Here is a 13,838-nt window from a genome sequence, read left to right as displayed (position 1 = left end):
CTGTCCATGAGAATTGGTTTAGTATTTATGCTTTTGGCCGCCTGCATCGCCGCAGCAGCCCCCTCCAAAAAGGCCTCCGCGAAAAAGTTCAAGGACCCGCGTGACGGCCACACCTACAAGATTGTGAAAATCGGCAACCACAACTGGCTCGCCGAAAACCTCACCTACAAGACGACAAAAGGCAGCTACTGCTACAACGACGACAAGGAAAACTGCCACAAGTACGGTCGCCTCTACACGTGGAAAGCAGCCATGAAGGCCTGCCCCACCGGCTGGAAACTTCCCGACCGCAAAGACTGGAATTTCTTGAGCAAGTATCTCGGGTCCAGCAAGAAGAACGGCTTTAGAGTCAAGCAGGCCGGCCAGAGAATTTGCTTTGGCAACAACGACATGTGGAGTCCTTACTGCGAAGAAACCAAAGCATCATTCAACGCGGATGGCAAAAGCGACACACATTTCGCTTACGAAGACATGGACAAATCAGCATTCTTCTGGACAGCCACCGAAGAAACGACCTACATCGCAAACTTCGTGACCATTGGCGGTTACAACGAACGTTATGCGGAACGCGCCATCGAAGAGAACAACGCATTCTCTGTCAGGTGCATCCAAAAGTAAAATCAAAATAAATTAAAGGAAGCCTCCCCGAAGGGAGGCTTTTTTTACGTTGCTATCATTGATTAAAAATCATTGTTAGGAATATCATCAGTACGAATAACATCTAAATCGACAATTTCCATTTTATTGTTGAAATTGGAGCCATGGTCATTCAGAACAAGATATTCTGCGGTAGAATAAACAGGATCTATTTTTACGCTGAACGTGATTTGCGAATGACAAATGCAATTTTGATTCAAATCATAGGCAGAACCATATTCTACATTGACCTTGAGCGTACCGTCCAAAGCCACTACATTCAGGCTTTCAATTGTGGAACCACAAGTTGCCGTCACATTTTTAATCGTAAAGCCAACATTTTCCGTTGACACATAGCGATAAGCGACCGGCGGGAGCGCCGCATCGCTTTTTTCGCGTGTAAACGATTCTACTGAATTGCCATCAAGCATCGGGTCAAACGTACGACGGTCCTCGCATTGCACATTAGCATCCGTAACAATTACGCGAGACGGGTCCTCCTCAGACGAAGACGAAACAACAGAAGACGAAGATTCGGCCACATCCGAGGAAGAAGACTGCATCAAAAGTTCACTTGAAGAACTCCTTTCCAGAAGCGGTTCCGCCACGATTTCATAAACAGTATTCAGATATACCAAATACTTGATATCGGCATCCAATGGATCGATATTGAACCATACATCATTAATACAATTACATTCTGCAGGATCCCCTTCAAAATTGATTTTTAGCGTATCAAGTACACGTTGGTTATTGAATACAATGTTTTCGTAACCGCAAGCTCCTCCCATGTCCGGAATAACCACATGATATCCCGCATCGTCGGTAACCAAATAGGCTTTGGGATTTTCCGCAGCCGTTTTCTTCAGGGCATCATTATATGAATAGTCGAAACAACCCTTAAACACGACAGATATATTGCGTGTGGAATCCAACGCGACTCCAACCCCTTGACCAGCGCCACCCCCAGCAGGCGGAACGGCAGCCGTCACCGGATCATCACTACAGGCAACAAACATCAGTGCGACATACGCAGAGCAAGCAACAAACGAAAGCTTTTTCATAATCTTCTCCTTTTAGGAAACCACCAAGTTTTCTCATTCACAATATAACCATTCTGTTTTGCAAAGTCAACATTTCACGCAACAAAATATTTAAATTTTTAATATTTTAAACGTTTTTATAAAAAATTCCACAAAATAATTTTCTATATGCAACAAAGCGTTTGATATAGCGAAACACGGTTCCACCCCCTAGCCACCCGCCACTAAATTGCTAAATTTGAGGTACTATGAGCTTAAAATTCGAAACCCCCATTACCGAAGTTCCGCTGTTCCACCAGGGTAAAGTACGTGACATGTACGACCTCGGCGACAGCTTCCTGATGGTCGCTAGCGACCGTCTTTCCGCATTTGACGTGGTTCTCCCGACCCCGATTCCGGGCAAGGGCAAGATCCTGAACCAGCTTTCTCTTTTCTGGTTCAAGCACCTTGGCATGAAGAACCACCTCATCACCGCCGACGTGAATGAATATCCGGCAGTGCTCAAGAAGCACGCCGATTACCTCCGCGGCCGTTCCATGATCGTGAAAAAGGCTAACCGCCATTCCGTGGAATGCATCGTGCGCGGATACATCGTCGGTTCCGGCTGGAAGGACTATCAGAAGACCGGTAAGATCTGCGGTCACGTTCTCCCGGAAGGTCTCCAGCTCTGCCAAAAACTCGAAAAGCCGCTCTACACGCCGAGCACCAAGCCGGATGTAGGCCACGACGAAAACATCAGCTTCGAACAGACTTTCGATATCGTTGGCGAAAAGGTTGCAACGACTCTCCGCGATATGTCCCTCGACATCTACACGAAGGCTCGCGACTACGCCGCCTCCAAGGGCATCATCCTCGCTGACACCAAGTTCGAATTCGGTGAAATCGATGGCGAAACCATCCTCATCGACGAAGTGCTCACTCCAGACTCCAGCCGTTACTGGCCGGCAGACAAGTACCAGGTTGGCAAGAACCAGGAAAGCTTCGACAAGCAGTACGTCCGTGACTGGCTCGAAACTCTCGACTGGGGCAAGACCTACCCGGGTCCGGAAATTCCGCCTGAAGTCGTGAAGAACACGCTCGCCAAGTACGAAGAAATCTTCGTGCGCCTCACCGGCAAGCAGCCGGAATTGTAAGAGACCGCTCGGCTCTTTGCAAGGCGGGGACTCCGTCTTCGCCTCGCTCTCGCAACCACGCCTCGTTAAATAAATCCAAGCCGAATACAGCAGAAACAAGCTTGCTTGTTTCTATTGTTGAGGCGCCGGTTTATGCGATGAAATCGCAATACGAGGCGTTTGTTGCTCACGGAGACCGCTCGACTCTATCGCATAAACAAGAATGTGATAATAAAAATGCGCAGACCTTCGGGCCTGCGTTTTTTTTAATTATTCTAGGTAGTATTCCCGAAGCGCATCGATGGTCGCTGTAGGCACGTGCATGCGCTGCGTGACGAAGTTCAGTAGCGAACCGTATTCCGCATTAATGCGATTGAGCGGGATTTCAAGATACTCGCGCTTGACGCTCACCAAAAAATGAAGAATGTCGAGCTGTTCGTCCGTCATTCCCGATTCACGACCTTTAGCAGTCATCGCCTCTAGCGGCTTGCGGTACGAGTTTTCGGATTCCGCATAATCATCTAAAATAGCGTTATCATCAGCACCGAGAGCGGCAAGCATCAAGGCTGAGCAAAAACCACAGCGGTCCTTGCCCGAAGTGCAATGCCACAAAACCGGCGCACCCTTTTGCGCACGAACCGTTTCAAAGACTTTCGCATACTGCGAGCTCGCATAATCGCTATCCACAAAGTAATTATAGAGTTTGTCCTTTAACGTATTTGCAATCGGATGGCGGGCAATGCCAAAAAGGAATTCCATAAAGTCCACGCCCGTTGCAGGCACCACCTGATCCTTGTTGAAAGCATCGCCATGCATGGAATCATCCAAAACAGGAATCAAAGCGGAATCCATTCCATCAAGGAGCTTATCCGGCTTTTGCATGTATTCAAAGTCGGAACGCAAATCAATCACCAGATGAACGCCAAAATCATCACGCAGGCGGTGCAAATCATGTTCCGTCGCTTTGGACAAATTGCTACTGCGAAAAAGCAAATTATGCTTGACATGGGAACCGCCCGCCGGAATCCCGCCGAGCTGTCGCGCGTTATCAATCGATTCAAACTTTAAAACATTAGCCATAAGCTCCCCTTCTATTGACTTCGTCGCCCGCGAGCGCGTTATTTCTTTACGATTCTCAGAACACCCTGTTTGTTGAATTCAGGGGCATCCTTGGAGAAGAGCGTCTTCGTTTCTTGACGGAGCACGTATTTTTCGCCCTCGCCCCAGTCAATGACGCTTCCAGACTTAGCCGGGATACCATCGCCAAACAAGCTATCAGCCGCCATCAAGAGAGCCTCTTCCGGGTCTTCAATCGTGTTCGAGATGCACAAGTCCGGCAACGTAAACACAGCCAGGCCAAGCGTATAAAGCGAGTCACCCGAATCAAGGATGTTAATCCACGGGTCCATCGGATAATCGCAATCGCCAAACTGTTCTTCAAAAGCCTTCGCGGTCCAGGCCGTGCCAGACTGTTGCATATAAACGCCCGCGGCCTTCGCGTTGAGGACCTTCAAAATGGCGGAATTCACCATTTCAACATCGTCCATCGTCTTGACGTTTCCGAGCAAGAACAAGAGAGACTTGTGATCAACAATAGCCTTTTCTTCGTCTGCAGAAATTTCATCGCGTTCCTTAAAAATTTCCAAGAGGTCAGCTGATGCGCCCTGACGCACAACATTGAACTGCACGCTGCAACCAGGAATCATCAAGGTCTTGGTATCAGCATTCACCTGAACCGTTTCAGTAATGGCAAACGGTTCATCGACAGCAACGGGAATCGGGAAAGCTAAAACGAACTGGTTCATATCGACCTCTCTTTAAATCTTCGAACAACATTTTCAACCGCATCGTGAAGCAGGTTTTGCTTTTCGACCTTCGGCATTTTCACGGACTTTTCGAAAGCGATTGCAAGCGTTTCAGCAGAGAGTTCATCTGCTGGAATTTCAACGGCATAGCCCGCCTTCGACAAATCGTGAGCGAGGACAATCTGTTCAAACTGTCCTGGCGTCGGTACAAAGATACATTTTGCGCCAAGTTCCGCCATGTCCATCACCGTGCTGTAACCGCCTCGGCTCACCACAAAATCGGCTCTTTTCACAGCTTCTGCAAAATCGTTCGTCGCCAAATGCGTGTGGAACTCGATATTTCCTTCAGTCCACGTTTTTTGCTCCGCCGAAGGCTTCCCGAGAATCATCATGTGTTGGCCAGGGATCTGAGCCAAAGCATCTCGCAACTGCTGTTCGAACTGCGTACGTGCAGGCTCCACACCCGAAACAACCGCCACGACCTTGTAGTTTGCGCGCATTTCAAAAGAGTGGTTTCCAGAAGTACGCTTTTCAGGAGCAGCGTCCCATTCTACATTCGCCGAGTGCGCCATAAACTCCGACACGCTCATCAAGTCCACCTCTCGTTCGAGGTCGACCGGCGCCGGCGCATTCCCAAGCGCGTTTCCATCATTCCCCATCTCCGAGAATCTCGAAAGCGTCCCGACGAAACGCATCGGCTTATCGCCTGGCGTCGCGCCCGAATGCGAAAGCGAGCCCGCATAGCCCGGATAAATTTCCAAATCCGGCACCCAGACTTCATCGAACTTGCGCATGATGTTCGCATGCCACATCACGCCAATGCGTTCAAACGCAGCAAAAGCCCGCGGGAACGCAATCCTGCGTTGGTGCGTCATATAAATGCTAAGCGCGTTCTTAGAATAAAATGCGAATCGGTTGTCCGAGAACAGCACATCGTAGCCGTGGCGTTCCACCATTTCTTCGGCAAAGTGGTGTTCGTAACGCATCACGGCATTCAGGTGCATGCTGTTCTTGAGCAGCCAAAGCGCCATATTGTAACCGTGCTTCGGGTAGACAATGTTGTAGCTCGGAGCCAAGCGCTGCCGCAATTCCGGGAAGACTTCACGGAAAAAATTGGCGTTCGCCTTGACTACCGCCAGTTCCACCTCGGCACCCGCCCGCAAGAATTCGCGAACAACAGGCACGCAACGAGTCGCATGCCCAAGTCCCCAATCTAGCGGAGCTACAAGGACTTTCATTTTTCAGCCTCAAGCCAGGCATGAGCCCAGTCGCCGTGGTCGCAGTCCTTGTCGTTGCCCATCAACACGCGCAAGTTAATCGACTTGGCACCCTTGATATCAAGTTTCAAGCGCTCCTTGTCTGTCGTATAAAGTTTCTTGGAATGGTAGATTTCGCGACCATCTGCTTCAACAGCAAAGTAGGCTCCATCGCCACAAGCACTTTCGTCATCAAGACCAATGACCACGTTCAACCAATCATAGCTGCGTGCAAGCGGGAACTCAATCGCCGAGTTTGCATGGCTACCAATACCATAGCGGAACGGTTCACCGTCAATCGTAATCTTGTGGTGATCGACAGTCTCGTTCATCTGCGGCTCACCCCATTCCTGGAAGTACTTGCCCATCTTGAGCTTCGAAAGGAGCGCCACATTCTCGCCCTCGACAAAGAAATCGCGGTACGTCACAAGCGTATCTTCGTCCGGCATGTAGCAGCTCAGCACAACGCGGTTCAAGCCCGCACGAATCTTGGCAGAATCGAGTTGCAGCGTGTCAGCGCTTTGCGACACGAGCATTTCGCCCTGGTCCTTGTCGTTCACCTTGTAATCGCAAGCAATCGATTCCGGGAAGCGCTTGTTCACGACAATCATGCCATTCGTTTCTTCGCTCACCATGAAGTTCTGCGCATAATGCGACACGCCCTTCTTCGAGATAATCTTGTAAATAGCTAGGCCATAACCGAACAGACGGGCTTCCATCAGCACGCGCTCGTTCTTGTATGCGCCCAAGATATCGTCAATCTGGTCGGTCGTCTTGAAGCCCACCACGCGGCTATTGCGATTCACCTTGCCGTAGCCATCCTGACCGCGCACAAGATAAATATTGCCTCCAGACTTTTGCATCCATTCAGCAAACTTTTCGGTGCTCCAGCTCTTAAAGGAGCTTTCGCTAAACGAAGTATGGCCCGATGCCAGCATCTGCCACGGTCTAGCGTAAATGAACACGGAGTTCTTCGGATACTTTGCCAGTTCCGTATTCAAGAAGTCTTCTTCGGCCAAGAGCTTGTTCTTGTAATAGAGCATGTTCGCCTTGTAGCTCGGAGCATGGTAAAGCATAAGCCCGATAGACAAAAGGCAAGCAAACCCCGCCACAATCTTTGCGGCAGCATCGCTCTTCATCTTCGTCGTAAACACGAGCGCATCGTAAAGGCCGAGCGCCATCAAGAGCGCAAACAGCGGGAGCGCCACAAGCACATAGCGCTGGTTGATATCAATCGTAAACGTTCCAGACACGTTCAGGAGAATCACAAAAATCTGCACGCAGAACGTGATGCCCAAGATAAATCCGCGCACGTAACGGCGAGAGTAAATCATGCGGAACAGGAGCCAAACCGTTGCCAAAAGCAAAATCACGGTAAACGTCGTGTAGAACGGATTTTCCATGATACCGCCAAAAGCAGAATCCGGCTTGAGGTTCATCATGACTTCGATATTCGTCTTGAGGTTGTACCACAAGTTTTCAAACGAGTGCGCCGCATGCGTACCACCCTGGAAATCATACCCGCGATATGCCGCCATCGTGTTGATCGAAGGCCAGCTCACTGCAATCACCGACGCCACAAAAGCAGGCAAACGATACGGTTTTTCGAGGAAGTAACGGTAATAGTAAAGCGCAAACGGGATAAATGCAAATACAGTTTCCTGGCGGGTCTGCGCAAAGAATCCAAGCAGCGGAACCGTCAAGAGGAAATGCTTCCACGTGACCTTGTTCGTCGGCACAAACGCGTACCACGCCATAAGCACTGCAAGCAAGAGGATGTAGAGGACTTCGGTCGATGCGGAGCGCGACTGCAACAAGTATATCGGCATGCCGCCCAAGAACGCCGTCGCCGCAAGCGCAAGCTTATCGCTCTTGAACCACTTGCTAAGCGCAAGGAAGAACGCAATCAAGCTCAAGATGTAGAACGGATAGTTCACCATCAGCGCAGAATCGCGATTCGGTTCCATAAAGTTGAACACAAGCGAATAGACAAAGCCAAGCGCCTTGCCCTTGAAGTTGTTCACTTCGGTCTTGCAATCGAGAACGCCATCTGTCCAGACGCCTTCGTTACAGACACCGCCCGTGTGCTGGAAATACATCTGGAGGCCCATCGATTCCCAGCTCGTCTCGTCACTCAAGACGCGGTGCGTATTGCCGATGTTCCCGAAAATGAACACCGAGAACACGATGAGTAAAAGGGCTAGCCCACAAAAGCTCTTGCCACTCGGCAAGAACCCGCGCACATATTTTGCCACAAACGGAGCATTGACAACAACACCCGCCACGAGCAACAGGAACGTGGCAAGAATCGAGTAATACCCCCATTGGATATCCCAATGGCGCGCATACGGCACGGATAAATTGTTAAAGATAAGGAAAGCAGCCACGAGCACGAACATCGTAACCGCCAACATGATATTCTGAGGTTTATCCCAATGAAGGGAATTCTTCCATTCCATAAAGGACTGACGCAAAGACTTAGACTTTACACCGTCCCTTCCTAACGTTTCTTTTTTCATAGTGCGTTAAATATAACTTTTATACGCAAAGACCGAGCACGACAAGGAGAATTTTAGACCAAAACACCCTACGAGAAGCCTATATGCAACAGATGCAACAAAATCTTTTCGGCACATGGGATTTATCGCCTTTTTGGAGCATTTTCGGACTTATTTTGTATATATTTATAGGAGTGTGAGCCCCATAGGGCGTGAGGAGTTAAAAATGTTTTACAAACACTGGAAAAAGATTTCACTTGCACTTACCGGATTTTTCTGGGCCAGTTGCGATAGCGGCACAACCACGGAACCTCCTCTTTATGGAGCCCCTCCGCAGTATTCCAGTAGTTCGGAAACACAAAATTCTAGCTCCAGCAGCGAAGATAATATATCTAGCAGTTCCGAACCATTGCCTATGCCCGCCTACGGCGTGCCGCAAATGGATTGCGAAGTCACCTCTGAAAACGGTTCTACAGTCACTTGCGAAAACGGATACACCTGCATAGCAAAAACTGATACTATCCATGTTTCCGCCCCTGCATGTGAAACATTTAACGGCACAACAATATGCCCCGTTTACGGTGTAGACGCAGATGTCTTTATAAAAAAATACGAATGCAACGACGGTTTCACCTACGATGAGATTCACTTCAAAAAAATCTACAAGACGCTTTCCTGCACATTTAAAGGCAGCGAAATTGAAAACACAGTTCCTCCAAAAGCATATCGCGACTATGAATGCAATGATGGGGCTTTCTGTTATTCCGAACAAGGAACTGAAAAAACAACCTTCAATTGCATCGACACACAAGGCAACGAAATAACTTACACCGAAGCCGAATTTAAAACAAAATATGATGTAAAGGAACCAGAATGAACATTCGCAAGCACTGGAAAAATCTTTTACTCACGACAACCGCCTTCTTTTGGGCAGGGTGTAATGGCGATAGCGTCACGGAATCAGGTTGCCCATGCGACAACGGTTCTGGGATAAGTTCCGAAGCATCAAGTTCCAGCGAAAGCGTTGAGAGCTCTAGTTCTAGCGAAGCCGTTGCATCATCAAGTTCCGAGTCGGCAAGCTCCAGTAGCGCAAACGGATCCAGTTCCAGCGAAGTGACATGCGCGCCAGGTGATTCGCTCGTATCGTATTACCCGCCGAGCTATTCAGAAAGCGTGGCAAAATCAAATGCAGAACAGAAAGCAAATCACGGCGGTGTCGCCAAAATTGACAGCATCCAAAATACACTGAAAACTGTTCCGCAGTGCCTCGCCGATTTGCGCCAAGAACTCGACATGTTTGTAGCGCTATACGGCGCCCCGATGAAGTTCCACAAAGACGAAGTTTGTAGCGATGGCACCACTCGCCCCACGCAGGAATACCTCGATTACCTCAAGATGAAAGAGGAATGGGAAAAGAACAAGCCCGCGCTTGACGCAGAATGCCAAAAGATTTACGAAGACAAGTTAAAGGAAATTGAGCAGACCATCAACGAATGCCTTGCAACATCAAACCCCACCACCGATTTGACGGTCTGCGATCTTGAAGCCATGTGCCCTGACTACGGCGTAGATTCAAGATGTACTTTTAAGTACAAATGCAATGACGGAGTCACTTGCCGCAGAACCGAAGGCACAACCGACATAAATTGCACCGACAAGCAAGGCGAAAAAACAACCTACACAAAAAAAGATTTCGACAAGAAATATTACACCAAAGAAAATTATTAGTTTTACCACCTAATCATGTTATACAAACACTGGAAAAAATTTTTACTTTCGGTACTCGCACTTTTCTGGAGCGGGTGTGAAAACGAGGACGACGCAGTCGCTAGTTATGGATGTTTCCCGACCCAATGCTACAACACTACGGCCACAAACGATTTAGGCGAAGTCTTTGACATCATCGAATGTGAAGATGGATACAAGTACCTAAGACAACCGGGGCCTTATTACGAGCACCCAGAATTGCAAGAAAATTTACCTAAGGGCGTTGAAGCATCGACTCCTCCAGCAGGTTCATGCGGAGCTCAAAATTGCACTTTTAAAGATCCTAAATACTGTTTCAAGGAATCCTATACAACCCTAGAAGGCACTCAGGTAGAATACGATTATTGCGAATCCACCATCGACTGCCCTGAGAAACACTAACCTTTTCTACCACCTATTATTATGCAACTTTCGCTTAAAAAGAAACTCGCTCTCGAAGCTTATCGTCTTTACCGCCACAACGAAATCAAGGCACACCCGCTCACGTACTTTTTCTGGGAATGCACGCTACGCTGCAACTTGCATTGCTTGCACTGCGGTAGCGACTGCGTCAAGGACGCCATCCCCGACATGCCCCGCGAAGACTTTATGGCCGTGCTCGACAAGCTCGCCCCGCACGTTGACCCGAAGCACTTTATCGTGGTGATTACCGGAGGCGAACCTTTGATGCGCCCGGACCTCGAAGAATGTGGCCAAGAAATCAAGAAGCGCGGCTACCCCTGGGGCATGGTCACAAACGGACTTGCAATGACTCCCGAGCGCTACACGCGCCTTTTGAACGCAGGGCTCCGCTCGCTTACCATCAGCCTTGACGGTCTCGAAGCAAGCCACAACCATTTCCGTGGCGACCCGCATAGCTTTGAACGCGCGCTGCGCGCCATCGACATGGCCGCCCACACGCAAGGACTCACCTTCGACGTGATGACCTGTGTGAACCGCGAAAACCTCAAGGAACTCCCGAAAATCTTGGACATGCTTTTGAAAATCGGTGTGAAGCGCTGGCGCGTTGCGACCGTATTCCCCAAAGGCCGCGCCAAGGACAATCCGCTGTTCCAGCTTACTAACCAGGAATTCCGCCAGGTGTTCGACTTCATCCGCGAAGTAAAATCGATGAACGTCATCAACGTGAACTACGGCTGCGAAGGGTTCCTCGGCAGTTACGAGAAAGACGCACGCAACTACCCGTTCTTCTGCCGCGCCGGCGTAAACGTCTCTTCCGTGCTCTGCGACGGAAGTATCTCGGCTTGCCCGAGCTTGCGCGGCGACTACATCCAAGGAAACATCTACAAGGACGACATTTGGGACGTGTGGCAGAACCGCTACCAAGTGATGCGCGACCGCAGTTGGGCAAAAATCGGCGACTGCAAGACCTGCAAGTACTGGCGCTACTGCGAAGGCTCCAGCCTGCATTTACGTGATGAAAAAACGAAGGAACTCGCCTACTGCCATGTGCAGCGATTAGAGGCTGCTGGGGCATAATATTACAATGTCTCCCCGTCCCCATAACCAATAAAAACAAAAAACGCCCGGTTCCAAGAACCGAGCGTCTTTTAATTTCAAACGTATTCCGAATTACTTGGCTTCGAAATAGTAAGTCTGGAGAGTCTTTCCGTCCTGGGAGAGCTGGATAATCTGCTTGCCCTTCGGGAGGTTGCCAGTAATCTTGAAGAGGTTTTCAGCAACGTATTCGACCTTGAGATCGGTTGCCTTGTCCTTGACCGGGAACACGCCCTTCGTTTCGCCTGCGCCAAAGCCCTTGCAGTCCTTGTGAGAAGCGATCGGAGCGACAACTGCCGGATAGGTCTTAGCCGTGATTGCGGTAGACACGGAAGAAGAGTTGTGGTAGAACACTTCGAGCTTGCCATCGACAACACGCGGATCCGGGAGGTTCGTCACAGCAGAAGCGACAGCGGCCGGAGCAGCAGCCTTCTTAGCCTTCTTACCCTTCTTGCCTTTCTTCTTGACGCCAATCTTTTCAGCAAGGCTTGTCTTTGCATCACCAGCCTGCTGCTGCGGCATCGTCAAGCGGTAACCAGCGATGGATTCATCGCAGTTCGTGGAGTAGACAACCCACTTGTTATCGATCTTGAGCGGGCCTTCCGGAGTACCCTGGTACAGACCCGGATCAACCTGGGCGCTGTAAATGTAAAGAATGAGAGAAGCGTTCGGATTCTGTTCCGTCGTTTCAATCTTCATACGGGTCTTCACGTACTTGGAACGACCTGCATAAACTCTATAAGCGCCAACCGGAACCTTGACGAACTTGAACTTGCCCTTGCGGAGTTCCTGGTTGAATTCGTACTTCTTGGAAAGAGTGGTGTAAATCGTGGAGTCCATACCGACGGTCGGCATTTCCAACGGCTTGTTGGTGAAAGCATCACGAACTTCACCTTCGATGGTACCAGTCTTACCGTTATCGCAACCAGTCATAGCAAGAGCGATGAAGGCAGCGGCACAAATGCTAAGTTTCTTTTTCATTTTGCGTCCTCAGGGTTAAATAAGAGAAAAGCCTCCCTAGTTAGGGAGGCCCCAAAATTTAAGAAGATTAAGCTTCTTCTTCAGCCTTGACCGGAGCAGCCTTGCGAGTCTTACGCTTTGCAGAGGTGATGTTAGCACCGCCGCCATAGCGCTTGTTGAAGCTGTCGATACGGCCAGCCGTATCCACGCGATGCTGCTTGCCCGTCCAGAACGGATGGGTATCAGCAGTGATTTCCAAGGAAATCACGTTATATTCAACACCATCGATAGTCTTCTTTTCGGCGGAAGACTTCGTGGAGCGGGTGATGTATTCTTTACCCGTATTCGCATCGACGAACACGACCGGTTGATAATTAGGGTGGATACCTTCTTTCATTATAAAACTTCCTGTGAAGTAATTGTTGAGAGCTAAAATTTAGTTGTTTTTTAGGATTTTGGCAAGTTGCAACCCTATTTTTAGTATTTTTTATAGCATGAAACCATCACTGTTGCTAATTCCATTGCTTTTGATTGCCTGCGAAAAAGACCACCCGACCGCCAAAATAGTCGAGGTGAACAAGCGCATGGTGCTCGAAGAATGGCCCGACAGCAACTATATCGCCTCGCTGGACTCCATCTTGAAACTCGAACCGGTCAAAAAGGGCAAAGATACCGCCGACGTGAGCCTCAAGATGAACGCTTTCAAGGCACCGGTATTCAAGCTCCCGCCGTCCGTTACGGGCAAAAGCACGAGCCGCAAATCCGGGCTGAGCAAGCCGCCAAAACAGGTGAAGCAAGCCGCCGAAGCCACGAAGCCGAGCAACAACGCCGAAAATTTCGTCGCCAAGTTTTCGAACGCGCTCTCCGCCTTGCAGTCCGACCCCTCGAACAAGGGTCTTTACAAGGTCGTTACCGCTAACGACGGCGAAGACCTGTTCAAGCTCCTCCGCAGAACGTATGGCGCAGGCACGCAAAACCTCCCCCGCTTCTACGTGCTCTCGGCCCTCCAGTCCGTAAATCCGGGCGTCATGCTCGAGCACCTCAACGCTGGCGACAAAGTCCGCGTCCCGAGACTCTAGAAAAGCGTCTTCACGCCAAAGCCAAGCACACCGTCTAGGTAATCGCACATATTGGATGCAATTATTATTGCTGTTAGTGAGATGTTCTATAAAAAAGAACCGAATGATTAACAGAGTGAGAACATAGCGTCGGCCAAGGATGGGGAGGGTGCAGGGAGGGGCCCGTGCGGCCTTCGCAACTCCGA

Annotated in this window: 14 protein-coding genes; 7 read left to right on the top strand and 7 right to left on the bottom strand. The window is 49.6% G+C overall.

Translation table 11 applies throughout. The features are described from left to right. Positions 1-6: 6 nt before the first annotated feature. Positions 7-618 carry an FISUMP domain-containing protein gene (locus tag B7982_RS05180; protein WP_012820051.1) on the top strand — a complete coding sequence of 204 codons (612 nt, stop codon included), beginning with the start codon at positions 7-9 and terminating at the stop codon, positions 616-618. Between the two features lie 62 nt (positions 619-680). On the opposite strand, the gene B7982_RS05175 is transcribed toward B7982_RS05180, so the two are convergent. After that, the gene (locus tag B7982_RS05175; RefSeq protein ID WP_088659829.1) at positions 681-1,700 is read right to left on the bottom strand and encodes a hypothetical protein; all 1,020 of its coding nucleotides are present in this window, start codon (positions 1,698-1,700) and stop codon (positions 681-683) included. 227 nt (positions 1,701-1,927) lie between these two features. Here B7982_RS05175 and B7982_RS05170 point away from each other — a divergent pair, with 227 nt between their 5' ends. Then, positions 1,928-2,812, top strand: coding sequence for a phosphoribosylaminoimidazolesuccinocarboxamide synthase (locus B7982_RS05170; protein ID WP_012820053.1), 885 nt, complete (start codon positions 1,928-1,930; stop codon positions 2,810-2,812). A 249-nt stretch (positions 2,813-3,061) separates the two neighbouring features. On the opposite strand, the gene B7982_RS05165 is transcribed toward B7982_RS05170, so the two are convergent. The 4 genes from B7982_RS05165 to B7982_RS05150 are packed head-to-tail and all read right to left on the bottom strand — an operon-like array spanning position 3,062 to position 8,371. Further along, entirely contained in the window at positions 3,062-3,871 is an 810-nt protein-coding gene (locus B7982_RS05165) for a tyrosine-protein phosphatase (protein WP_088659828.1), read from the bottom strand. Between the two features lie 38 nt (positions 3,872-3,909). Continuing rightward, a complete protein-coding gene (locus B7982_RS05160) occupies positions 3,910-4,596 on the bottom strand; it encodes a hypothetical protein (RefSeq protein WP_088659827.1) in 687 nt (228 codons plus the stop codon). Beyond that, the gene (locus tag B7982_RS05155; RefSeq protein ID WP_088659826.1) at positions 4,593-5,834 is read right to left on the bottom strand and encodes a glycosyltransferase; all 1,242 of its coding nucleotides are present in this window, start codon (positions 5,832-5,834) and stop codon (positions 4,593-4,595) included. Before B7982_RS05155 ends, B7982_RS05160 begins: the two co-directional genes overlap by 4 nt. Then, positions 5,831-8,371, bottom strand: a complete 2,541-nt coding sequence (locus B7982_RS05150; protein WP_088659825.1) for an NPCBM/NEW2 domain-containing protein — start codon at positions 8,369-8,371, stop codon at positions 5,831-5,833. Before B7982_RS05150 ends, B7982_RS05155 begins: the two co-directional genes overlap by 4 nt. A gap of 205 nt (positions 8,372-8,576) precedes the next feature. On the opposite strand from B7982_RS05150, the gene B7982_RS05145 reads away from it, so the two are divergent. From B7982_RS05145 to B7982_RS05130, 4 genes are read left to right on the top strand one after another with little or no spacing between them, the layout of a single operon-like run. Further along, entirely contained in the window at positions 8,577-9,227 is a 651-nt protein-coding gene (locus tag B7982_RS05145; protein ID WP_088659824.1) for a hypothetical protein, read from the top strand. Continuing rightward, positions 9,224-10,078, top strand: a complete 855-nt coding sequence (locus B7982_RS05140) for a hypothetical protein (protein ID WP_088659823.1) — start codon at positions 9,224-9,226, stop codon at positions 10,076-10,078. Before B7982_RS05145 ends, B7982_RS05140 begins: the two co-directional genes overlap by 4 nt. A 15-nt stretch (positions 10,079-10,093) precedes the next feature. After that, entirely contained in the window at positions 10,094-10,498 is a 405-nt protein-coding gene (locus tag B7982_RS05135; RefSeq protein ID WP_088659822.1) for a hypothetical protein, read from the top strand. Positions 10,499-10,519: 21 nt separating this feature from the next. After that, on the top strand, positions 10,520-11,596 hold the full coding sequence (locus tag B7982_RS05130; RefSeq protein WP_088659821.1) for a TIGR04133 family radical SAM/SPASM protein: 1,077 nt from the start codon (positions 10,520-10,522) through the stop codon (positions 11,594-11,596). A gap of 93 nt (positions 11,597-11,689) precedes the next feature. Here the strand turns inward: B7982_RS05130 and B7982_RS05125 are convergent, their stop codons facing one another. Further along, complete coding sequence (locus tag B7982_RS05125) at positions 11,690-12,595, bottom strand: hypothetical protein (protein WP_088659820.1); 906 nt, start codon at positions 12,593-12,595, stop codon at positions 11,690-11,692. A 67-nt stretch (positions 12,596-12,662) separates the two neighbouring features. Continuing rightward, on the bottom strand, positions 12,663-12,971 hold the full coding sequence (locus B7982_RS05120; protein ID WP_012820063.1) for a type B 50S ribosomal protein L31: 309 nt from the start codon (positions 12,969-12,971) through the stop codon (positions 12,663-12,665). A gap of 97 nt (positions 12,972-13,068) precedes the next feature. On the opposite strand from B7982_RS05120, the gene B7982_RS05115 reads away from it, so the two are divergent. Further along, complete coding sequence (locus B7982_RS05115) at positions 13,069-13,653, top strand: hypothetical protein (protein ID WP_088659819.1); 585 nt, start codon at positions 13,069-13,071, stop codon at positions 13,651-13,653. Positions 13,654-13,838: the final 185 nt, after the last annotated feature.

Origin of the sequence: Fibrobacter sp. UWB2 (assembly GCF_002210425.1) — a bacterium.
Taxonomy (GTDB): domain Bacteria; phylum Fibrobacterota; class Fibrobacteria; order Fibrobacterales; family Fibrobacteraceae; genus Fibrobacter; species Fibrobacter elongatus.
The sequence above is the reverse complement of the archived record's forward strand: the minus strand, read 5'-3'. Positions and strand labels throughout refer to the sequence as shown.

Excerpts from the sequence above, each read along its gene's own strand:
- B7982_RS05155 (WP_088659826.1), bottom strand. The coding sequence starts at position 5,834 with ATGAAAGTCCTTGTAGCTCCGCTAGATTGGGGACTTGGGCATGCGACT.
- B7982_RS05170 (WP_012820053.1), top strand. The coding sequence starts at position 1,928 with ATGAGCTTAAAATTCGAAACCCCCATTACCGAAGTTCCGCTGTTCCAC.
- B7982_RS05150 (WP_088659825.1), bottom strand. The coding sequence starts at position 8,371 with ATGAAAAAAGAAACGTTAGGAAGGGACGGTGTAAAGTCTAAGTCTTTG.
- B7982_RS05120 (WP_012820063.1), bottom strand. The coding sequence starts at position 12,971 with ATGAAAGAAGGTATCCACCCTAATTATCAACCGGTCGTGTTCGTCGAT.
- B7982_RS05175 (WP_088659829.1), bottom strand. The coding sequence starts at position 1,700 with ATGAAAAAGCTTTCGTTTGTTGCTTGCTCTGCGTATGTCGCACTGATG.
- B7982_RS05140 (WP_088659823.1), top strand. The coding sequence starts at position 9,224 with ATGAACATTCGCAAGCACTGGAAAAATCTTTTACTCACGACAACCGCC.
- B7982_RS05180 (WP_012820051.1), top strand. The coding sequence starts at position 7 with ATGAGAATTGGTTTAGTATTTATGCTTTTGGCCGCCTGCATCGCCGCA.
- B7982_RS05115 (WP_088659819.1), top strand. The coding sequence starts at position 13,069 with ATGAAACCATCACTGTTGCTAATTCCATTGCTTTTGATTGCCTGCGAA.
- B7982_RS05130 (WP_088659821.1), top strand. The coding sequence starts at position 10,520 with ATGCAACTTTCGCTTAAAAAGAAACTCGCTCTCGAAGCTTATCGTCTT.
- B7982_RS05145 (WP_088659824.1), top strand. The coding sequence starts at position 8,577 with ATGTTTTACAAACACTGGAAAAAGATTTCACTTGCACTTACCGGATTT.
- B7982_RS05160 (WP_088659827.1), bottom strand. The coding sequence starts at position 4,596 with ATGAACCAGTTCGTTTTAGCTTTCCCGATTCCCGTTGCTGTCGATGAA.
- B7982_RS05165 (WP_088659828.1), bottom strand. The coding sequence starts at position 3,871 with ATGGCTAATGTTTTAAAGTTTGAATCGATTGATAACGCGCGACAGCTC.
- B7982_RS05135 (WP_088659822.1), top strand. The coding sequence starts at position 10,094 with ATGTTATACAAACACTGGAAAAAATTTTTACTTTCGGTACTCGCACTT.
- B7982_RS05125 (WP_088659820.1), bottom strand. The coding sequence starts at position 12,595 with ATGAAAAAGAAACTTAGCATTTGTGCCGCTGCCTTCATCGCTCTTGCT.